Source organism: Trinickia mobilis (genome assembly GCF_017315705.1).
In the GTDB taxonomy this organism is placed as follows: Bacteria; Pseudomonadota; Gammaproteobacteria; order Burkholderiales; family Burkholderiaceae; genus Trinickia_A; species Trinickia_A mobilis.
This window is the reverse complement of the sequence record NZ_JAFLRF010000004.1, coordinates 367,062-376,178: the sequence shown is the minus strand read 5'-3', so window position 1 is coordinate 376,178 and position 9,117 is coordinate 367,062. Positions and strand designations below refer to the sequence as shown.

Here is a 9,117-nt window from a genome sequence, read left to right as displayed (position 1 = left end):
CGTGATGGTGTTATGAAACGGTGCGAACTGCGTGGTCGGCGCCACGTAGTCCGGGCCGACGGCACATCCGGAGAGTACGACAGCCAGGGTCACGGACAGGTTTCGCATGCGCAGACGGCCATATTGACGACCCCGCGGCATTGCTCTGCTCGAAGCTGCGTCGAACCGGTGGCCGTGGTCAGTTGGGGAGTTGTTGCGCTTCATGCATGCTCCTCCTGACCGTAAGCGCGAACTTTGGCGCCGAGTTTGCCGATCAGAACGTAGAACGCCGGCGTGAAGAGGAGCCCGAAACCGGTCACGCCAATCATGCCAAACAGCACCGATGTGCCGAGCGATTGGCGCATTTCAGCTCCGGCGCCGGTCGCGACCGCGAGCGGTACAACGCCGAGAATGAACGAGAAGGACGTCATCAGGATTGGGCGCAGGCGCGTGCGCGCGGCATGCACGGCCGCCTCGCCGGGTTCGGCCCCTTCGTGATCCTGCTTTTGTCGCGCAAACTCGACGATCAGGATGGCGTTCTTGGCCGCCAATCCAACGAGCACGACGAAGCCGATCTGTGCCAATATGTCGATCGGCATGCCGCGAGCGCGAAGGCCCGTGACAGACGCGAGCAAGCACATCGGTACAATCAGCACAATCGACAGCGGCAGTTTCCAGCTTTCGTATTGCGCGGCCAAGACAAGGAAGACGAACAAGGCCGCCGCGCCGAAGATCGCGAGCGTCGGAATCCCTCGCTGTTGCTGCTGATAGGCGAGATCTGTCCATTCGAAACTGATACCTTTGGGCAGGGTCTTGGCGGCGATTTCCTGCATGCGCTCCAAGGCGGTGCCGGAAGCCACGCCAGGCGCTGCCGCGCCCATGATTTCAGCGGCCGGGAACAGATTGTAGCGAGGCACTCGGTAGGGGATGGTGTGGTCTTTGAGCTGGGCCACCGTCCCGACCGAGACCATTTGGCCACTCGCGTTGCGGGCCTTGAGACGCGAGATGTCCTCTGGCGTTTGGCGGAAGCGACCGTCTGCTTGGACGATCACCTGATACGTTCTCCCGAGATAGTTGAAGTCGTTGACGTACTGCGAACCGAGATAGACCTGCAGCGCCGAGAACACATCGGTCGGCGTCAGCCCCACCTTCTCGGCCTTTAGGCGGTCGATATCGACGTAGACTGATGGTGAACCGGCGTTGTAGAGCGTGAATACGCCCGCAAATGTCGGATCCTTGTTCGCCGCGGCCGTCAGGGCGTTCGCCGCTTTCACGAGCGCTTCCGGGCCGAGGCCTGCGCGGTCCTCAAGCATCATCTTGAAGCCGCCGGCGCTGCCGAGCCCCTGTACCGGCGGCGGCTGGATGACCAGCACGTAGGCGTCCTTGATGACGGACAGCCGGCCGCGCAGCTTCGCCAGCATCGACGCGGCGGTCACCCCCGGCACCGAGTGATTGTAGAGCGACGGTAGGCCGATATAGATCGTTCCGCCATTCGACGCGACCGTACCGGTTGTCGCGTCCGGGCCAACCAAAGGAGCGACGTGTTCGATGCCCGGGGTGTCGAGAATGATCCTTGTCGCGTCCATGACCACCTGTTCAGTCCTGGCAAGGGTCGCGCCCGGCGGTAGCTGGACGATCCCGATAAGCAGGCCTTGGTCCTGTTCGGGGATGAACCCGGTTGTCGTGCGGGAAAACTGTATGCCGGCGAGCGCGATCAGGCCGACATAGATGACGAGGACAACGGTAAGGGCGCGTAAGAGGCGGCTCGTAAGGCGGCCATATTTGTCGGCGACCCATCCGAAGCCGCGGTTGAAGTCATCGAAGCCTCGCTGGAGGAGGCGCCCGGCGACGCCTCCGCGCGTCGCCCCGTGTCCGTAGTGCGGCTTGAAGAGGACGGCGCAAAGCGACGGGCTCAGCGTGAGCGAGACGAAGCAGGAAATCACCGTGGAGGCGGCGATCGTCACGGCGAACTGCTTGAAGAAGAGTCCGGATATCCCGGAGATGAAGGCGGAGGGGACGAAGACCGCGCACAGGGTCAGCGCGATTGCCAGAAGAGCTTCGCCGACCTCGTCCATTGTGCGGTGGGCGGCTTCTCGGGGCGACATGCCATGCCGAATGTTACGCTCGACATTTTCGACGACCACAATCGCGTCGTCGACCACGATGCCGACGGCCAGCACCAGCCCGAACAGGGACAGGTTGTTGATCGAAATCCCAAGCGCTGCGAGGATCGTGAACGTGCCAACGAGCGATACCGGAATGGCGATCACTGGAATAATGGTCGCCCGCCACGTCTGCAGGAACAGGAAGACCACGCCTACGACCAGAATAATCGCGACGAAGATCGTGAGGACCACCTCGTTGATGGATCGGCCGACGAAGTCGATCGGATCGTAGATGATCTGATAGTCCAGTCCGGACGGAAAGCTCTTTCTGAGCTCTTTCATCGTATCGAGGACTTCATGCTCGACGGTGAGTGAGTTGGCGCCTGGTTGGGCAAAGACCGCCAGCGACGCCCCAGGCGTCTCATCTTTGAAAGCTGAATTGCCGTAGTTCGCGGCGCCGAGCTCAACACGACCGATGTCGCGTATTCTCGTGACGCGTCCCTGGCTATCTGACTTGACGATGACGTCGGCGAATTGATCAGGTGTCGCGAGCCGGCCGAGCGTTTCGACGTTGATTTGGTAGGCTGCGTCACCCGGGACGGGTGGCTGGTTCAGGATGCCTGCCGAGACCTGGACATTTTGCGCACGCAAGGCGGCAAGAACTTCGCTTGCGTTGATGTCGTGTGCGGCGAGCTTGTCGGGGTCCAGCCAGATGCGCATGGCATATTGGCGTTCGCCGTACAAGAAGGTGTCGGCAACGCCGGGCAGGCGGGCGATCACGTCTTTGACGTGGATCGATATGTAGTTCGATTGATAGAGAAGGTCTCGCGACTTGTCGGGCGAGTAGAAAGTTGCTGCGATGACGATCGCCGGTGTTGTTTTTCTTACCCGCACGCCTTCGCGCTGAACATCGTCAGGAAGCCGTGAAAGAGCGTCCTGTACGCGATTCTGCGTGAGATTCTGAGCGACGTTCAGGTCTGTGCCGATCCGGAACGTAACCGTAATGGTGAGAGTGCCGTCACCCGTCGATTGGCTGCTCATATAGAGCATGTTCTCGACGCCGTTGATCTCCTGCTCGAGCGGCGTGGCGACCGTGCGAGCGATTACGTCAGCCGACGCGCCGGGATAGGAAGTCGTGACCTGTACCGTTGGCGGGACGATCTCCGGGTATTGCGCGACGGGCAGCAGGGTCATTGCGGCCAGGCCGAACAACGTCACGAAGATGCTGAGCACCGCGGCGAAGCGCGGATGATCGATGAAGTAGTGGGAGATTCGCATGACCCGGACTCACCTCTCGCCCTGAGTGGAGGCGAAGCGGATGGCGCCGTTCTTCGGTGCGACTTTCGCACCGGGGGCTGCATAGGGAATTCCGTCGATGATGACTTCGTCATCGGGTGTCAACCCGGAGCGGATTACCCGAAGGCCACCGCGCATGTCCCCGATGACGACCTGTTTGGGAACCACGGTTCCGTCTGGAGATACGGTCATGACCACGTGTTGGGACTGGTCTGCCTGGACCGAAGCATCAGGAACAAGAAGGGTTGGCGTTGGATTCCCCGTTGCCAGTTTCACACGTGCGAACTCGCCGGGCGTCAGCGAAAGGTCCGGGTTCGGAACGGTGGCACGAGCGTGGATCGTCCCGCTGGAGCGGTCGATGACGTTGTCGACGAAATCGAGCGTCCCTTGCTTCGTGAACGCGGTGCCGCTTCCGGGCGCAAGCAACACCCCGTTTGACGGCGTACCGTCCGGCTTCGCGCGATTACTGGAGAACATCCCGTAGTCGGCCTCGCTCATATCGAAGTTCATGTAGATTGGATCGAGGGACACGAGCGTGGCAAGCAAAGTGGTCGGACTGGTGGCCGCTCGGCTGCCTGCAATCAGATTTCCAACCGAGACCTGGTGCGAGCCAATGCGTCCGGTAAACGGCGCGGTTATGCGGCCGTGGTCGAGGTCGAACTGCGCGTCGCGAATCTGTGCTTTCGCGTCGTCCACTGCCGCAAGCGCGGCGCGCTGGTCGGATGTTCTCTGCTGAACGTTCTCTACCGTCCCTGCGCTGCTTCGCTCCAGTTCCTCTGCTCGAGTCAACTCGAGGTTGGCAAGGATGAGCTTCGAGTTTGCCGTTTCAAGTTGAGCCTTTGCCTTGGCGAGCCGAATCTCGTAGGGGACTGGGTCGATGGTGAAGAGCAGGTCGCCCTTGTGGACGATAGCGCCGTCCTTGAAATAGATGCCCGTTAGCGTCCCCCCTACCTGGGCCCGAATCTCAACCTGGTCTACAGCCGAGAACTGACCGAGGAAACCGAGTTGTGTATCCAGTTCACGGACTAGCGGTTTGCTCACCGTAACCGTGGGTGGGGCAGGTTGCGCTGCGGCTGACGCATTGTCGCTACTGCGCCAGAGCGCAAATCCTCCGGCCGCAAGTGCTGCCACCACGATTCCTGACAACAACCAGAGCCTTGTTCGCGATCGCCATTCCATGCGAGCCGCAGTCCCGTTCGGCCGCCCTGCGGCCGTTGATTGATTTTGCGTGTCCACCGTTTGTACCCTTGGAAAGTCGGTTGTCAAGTTGGTCGAAGCCGGCACAACGGCCTTCCAACCCGCTGCGTTTGAGCATCTCGCGGATCGCCGCGGAGCCCAGATCTGTGGCGGGCGTATTCTTCAGGGTGCCGTTGAGCGCGCCAATTGCTGCGCACATCGGACGGCAGATGACCACTTCACGCTGTTACCTATGTGCTCTCCATGCGCGAGAACGCGCGTTATCGCGCGTTCTCGTTTGGAATCCAAGTGTGAGGAACGGGGTATCCGCGACAGCACTCTCGCCTGCACGCGACCGCCTTAGAGCGCGCGTAGGCTGTTCGCGGCTTACCTGGCGAAGGCGGAAGCTCCCGCCGCACAAAGCAACGCCCTTCTCCGCGAACGCCACGTCGTTCCCGCCGATGCTTCTGCATCTCACGCTTACAAATACGTCGATACGCTCATGTCGTGCTGTTGAGAATCATGCTAGTGCGAAAACTTGCAAAAAACAAGTAATATCAATTGCAAAAAACAAGCGATCTTCGGGGCTTTACTTGCTATTGGCAAGTGATGCTAAGATATAGCTATGAAGACGACGTACAAAGAAGTTCGGTCCCATTGCCCGGTGACCTACGCCCTGGAGATCTTCGGCGACAGGTGGTCGCTGTTGATCGTTCGCGACATCGTTTTCGCTGGCAAGAAGACGTACGGCGAGTTCCTGAAATCGGAAGAAGGATTCGCAACAAATATCCTGGCTTCCCGCCTTGCCTGTCTCGAGGAGCAAGGAATTCTCTCCAAGGCACCAAGTTCCGCCGACAGACGGAAGGACTTCTATACTCTGACTGAGAAGGGCCTGGATCTCATTCCCATTCTCCTTAACATCATCCTTTGGAGCGCGAAGCACGATTCGAAGTCGGACATGCGGCGACGCAAGGAGTTCGCTGCTCGGCTGAATCGAAACGCCCAAAAGGTGAGCGAAGAGGTGAAGGAGTTAGTCCGCAACGGCGGGTGTCTATTTCCTGAGGTCAAGGGATGAGCAAGACGGCAGCCGTCGCGTTTGCCCCACTGGTCGCGTTCGACGGCTGTGTCAAGTTGACGGCTGTAGGCTGCCTGTTTGCTCAAGCGTAGTTATCCTTATTAGATAACTTTCTGAGATGCGGCAGTGACAGTCCAACCATGCTATGTGACGAAGCGTTCCTGGAGTACGGCACGATGACATGCCGCGTTCATCTGATGTCTGGGCAGCGCGAAGTGCTGCCGGATCGGGCCAAAGCATGAGAGAAACGCTTGCGTGCGACGCGCAACGCGAAAGCCGCACATCTGGCGTTCGCGCCTGCGGGTCGGCTGGTGGCTGTTCTCAGCACGGTTGTTCACACGTGCAGCCGCCTTGACGAATACGTGCTTCATATGAGCGAGCTCAGGAATGTCAGCCCTCGCCGCCGGATAGCTGCGCAACGGGTCGGTCACGATCTTGCGCGGCGCCGGGTTTGAACGCAGCACCCGCCGGAAGAAGCGCTTTGTCGCGGCCTTATCGCGCCGCTTTTGCGCCAGCACATCGAGCTCAGCACCGTGCTCGTCGACCGCTCGCCAAGACCCATCCAGCATCCCGATTGACCGCACATCCTCCAACACCGCTGAACATCCCGGCCTATCAATCGCCATAGCCTCCAAGACTCCGACCGCATCGGGGCACTCCGCGGTTTCCTCCATCGAGGCTCGTTCGACGCCTGCCAGCAACGCGCGGTGGCGCACTCACATGCCTGCGGGAAATGGCAGGCATCGAACAACCCTTAACGACATGCGACCTTCGTGAAGGAAAGCGGGTGGCCAGACGCAGCCAATCGGCGAAAGGGCATAATGTCCGGGCACGTATCAATCACGATGTTCATCGGGCGTCGCCGCGCGGAGGCTTGCATGCTGGTGGTTGCGCAATTTATCGCCATGCTGGCGTGTACTGTCTTTGCAGGCGCGGCGATCTACATCAGCCTCGTCGAGCACCCGGCGCGGATGCAATGTGACACCAGGACGGCTGCAACCGTCTGGGCGCCAAGCTACCAACGCGCGACGCTAATGCAAGCGCCGTTGGCCGTTGTAAGCTGCATTGCCGCTATTGTGGTGTGGCGGCTCGGCGGAAGCGCAAGCTGGCTAGCCGGCGCTTTGCTCATAGGCAGCGCCGTCCCGTTCACCTTGATTATCATCAAGCCCACTAACGCGCAGCTATTGATGCAAGGACGCGATCTCGCGTCGGCTGAAACGCGTGCGTTGCTCGAGACGTGGGGCAGACTTCATGCGGTTCGCAGCGTCTTGAGCCTTGCCGCGTCCATGGTCTTTCTGACGAACGTGCTGAAGGTCTGATGCCAACGCTGCCACCGCTCATGAACACCCGGACTCATGAAGGAGACGACCATGCCCAGAGAGATCATCCGAACTGATCAGGCGCCCCAGACGCCGCCGAGCTACAGCCAGGCGGTGAAGGCGGCCGGTCTGGTCTTTGTCGCGGGCCAGGGTCCTTTCGATCCCGCCACCGGAGAGGTCCCCGGTGAGACCATTCAGGAACAGACCCGTCAATGCCTGCGCAACGTGTCAGCGATTCTTGCTGCGGCAGGCAGTTCGCTGGAAAAGGTCGTCAGCGCCACCTTCATTCTCGCGGAGGAGGCAGACTTCGCGGGAATGAACGAAGAATGGGTAAAGTGGTTTCCCGTTGAGCCCCCTGCGCGACAAGGTGCGAAGCTACCGATCCGACCTAAGGGAATGAAGGTGTCCATCGCAGTTATCGCAGAGGCCTGACCCTCCATCGATCTGAAACATCGAAAATTTCGGGCAGGTCAAGGTTTGACCCCCGCGACAGGCCGGGGCCGGCCACTTGCGGTCGGATAGAGGGATCACCTCGGCGTCCGGAACACGTCGCACAGGAGTCACTGACGCACACGCGACGCGTGGCTGACCGGCATGGCTGCACACTGAGTCAAGCCGGCATCGGTCAGCCGTGCGCTCCTCGCGCGTCTCATCGCCAGGCCGCATATCATGCTGAAGCCCGCCGCGAGGTACTTGCTTGACGCAGGAGCCCGCGGATCATGTCGGCATGCGTCACCATGCCGACGAGCCGTTCGCTCTCGTCCAGCACGGCGACTGGATGATGCATACGGGCAGTGAACATCGGCACCAGATCGACGATCGGGGTGGCGTGATGAACGGCGCGCACGCCGGCGGCCATCGCCGCTTCCACCGTCTCTTCGAACATCGCCGAGCGCTTCCTCGAAGCACGACGTAGATCGAACCACGCCCTCGGCAAGCGTCTCTCAGGCTGGTCCGCAAGATCGTGCTGCGTCACCGTGCCGATAACACGATGCATCGCGTCGACAACGGGTAGCATCGTCGCACCGCGCCATTTCAGCAGATCCAGTGCATCGTTCCTTTGCATCGACGCGAGCACCGCTTGCGCCGGCGCGGACATGATGTCCTCGCAAGTGAGTTCGTCAAACGATTTGTCGGGTTCGTCGCTGCGTGATGCGTTGCTCGCGTGCGCCTGTGCCGATCGCGGGGGCGTCTGAACGGCAGCGCGCGTGTCCACCGCATAGAGGCTCGCCGCCGCGCGCGGGTAACGATGTCCGGTCAACGCATGGAACACGAGCGCCAACGAAAGCAGGGTTGCGGACTGGAAAGCAATCGGTGCCGCGACGAACCGGAAACCCAATGCGTGCACGGCAGGTCCGCCAAGCACAGCAGTCAACGCGACAGCGCCCGATGGCGGATGCACGCATCGGCACAGGAACATCCCACAGATGGCCAGCGCGATTGAAACTGAAGCAGCGGCGACCGGCCCGGCTATCCATTGCGCACATGCGACGCCGACCGTCGCCGACACGAGATTGCCGCCGATGATCGACCACGGTTGCGCAAGAGGGCTGTCGGAGGCCCCAAACAGCAGGACGGTCGACGCACCCATCGGTGCAACGAGCATCGGAATGTCGGACTGGGACCCGAACACGAAATGCGTCGCTGCCCCCGTGAACGCGATGCCGAGCAGCGCGCCGAGACACCTGCGCACGCGCTCCTGCCACTGCGGTGCTGACGGGTGAGGAACAAAGCTGCCGAACCATTCGGCGACTGCGGAGCGAGGCATGGGCGGTCCAATAAACAAATCTCGTTGCGGATCGCTTCGCCGACCGGTGCACCAAATCATCAACTGCCGCCGGCGTCGCAAAGATTGTGCATCGAGAATAGCCGCCTGCAAAAAATATCAACAATTGATATTTTTTTGCACACTTATAATGCATTCCATATACTTTTTGTGGCGGCACCGAGACGTTGCGTCGGTCGCGGCGGCGCCAGCAGCGTGTATCAATCGATCTCGAGGGTTAAGCCGCTCGCGAGGTTGCGACAGCGAGAGTTGGCTTCCAGCATGAAGTTGTGCGGTACCCGATAGGGAGAAGTCACCACCACTGGATGTGCTGGGTAAGGACGCGACGTTACCGTTGCATCCTCCCCACAGAACGAAACGTGCGACTTTCGCCGATTCTCG

7 protein-coding genes and 1 pseudogene are annotated in these 9,117 nt (G+C 60.6%); 3 read left to right on the top strand and 5 right to left on the bottom strand.

Going from position 1 to position 9,117, the window contains the following annotated elements:
* The 3 genes from J3489_RS08440 to J3489_RS08430 all read right to left on the bottom strand — a co-directional run.
* On the bottom strand, window positions 1-204 hold a 204-nt coding region (locus tag J3489_RS08440; protein ID WP_206997238.1), incomplete at its 3' end, for a hypothetical protein.
* Window positions 201-3,362 carry an efflux RND transporter permease subunit gene (locus J3489_RS08435; protein WP_206997237.1) on the bottom strand — a complete coding sequence of 1,054 codons (3,162 nt, stop codon included), beginning with the start codon at window positions 3,360-3,362 and terminating at the stop codon, window positions 201-203. The genes J3489_RS08435 and J3489_RS08440, both read right to left, overlap by 4 nt.
* A gap of 9 nt (window positions 3,363-3,371) precedes the next feature.
* The gene (locus J3489_RS08430) at window positions 3,372-4,511 is read right to left on the bottom strand and encodes an efflux RND transporter periplasmic adaptor subunit (protein WP_309491349.1); all 1,140 of its coding nucleotides are present in this window, start codon (window positions 4,509-4,511) and stop codon (window positions 3,372-3,374) included.
* A gap of 670 nt (window positions 4,512-5,181) precedes the next feature.
* Between J3489_RS08430 and J3489_RS08425 the strand changes: the two genes are divergently transcribed.
* Window positions 5,182-5,631, top strand: a complete 450-nt coding sequence (locus tag J3489_RS08425; protein WP_206997236.1) for a winged helix-turn-helix transcriptional regulator — start codon at window positions 5,182-5,184, stop codon at window positions 5,629-5,631.
* Between the two features lie 143 nt (window positions 5,632-5,774).
* Here the strand turns inward: J3489_RS08425 and J3489_RS08420 are convergent.
* Window positions 5,775-6,185: pseudogene (locus J3489_RS08420) on the bottom strand (DDE-type integrase/transposase/recombinase); the annotation flags it as partial.
* A gap of 324 nt (window positions 6,186-6,509) precedes the next feature.
* Here J3489_RS08420 and J3489_RS08415 point away from each other — a divergent pair.
* Window positions 6,510-6,950 (top strand): anthrone oxygenase family protein, encoded by a 441-nt coding sequence (locus J3489_RS08415; RefSeq protein WP_206997235.1) that lies wholly within the window; start codon window positions 6,510-6,512, stop codon window positions 6,948-6,950.
* Between the two features lie 51 nt (window positions 6,951-7,001).
* The gene (locus J3489_RS08410; protein ID WP_206997234.1) at window positions 7,002-7,382 is read left to right on the top strand and encodes a RidA family protein; all 381 of its coding nucleotides are present in this window, start codon (window positions 7,002-7,004) and stop codon (window positions 7,380-7,382) included.
* 235 nt (window positions 7,383-7,617) lie between these two features.
* Here J3489_RS08410 and J3489_RS08405 read toward each other — a convergent pair whose 3' ends face one another.
* Window positions 7,618-8,718, bottom strand: coding sequence for an HPP family protein (locus tag J3489_RS08405; RefSeq protein ID WP_206997233.1), 1,101 nt, complete (start codon window positions 8,716-8,718; stop codon window positions 7,618-7,620).
* Window positions 8,719-9,117 lie beyond the last annotated feature (399 nt).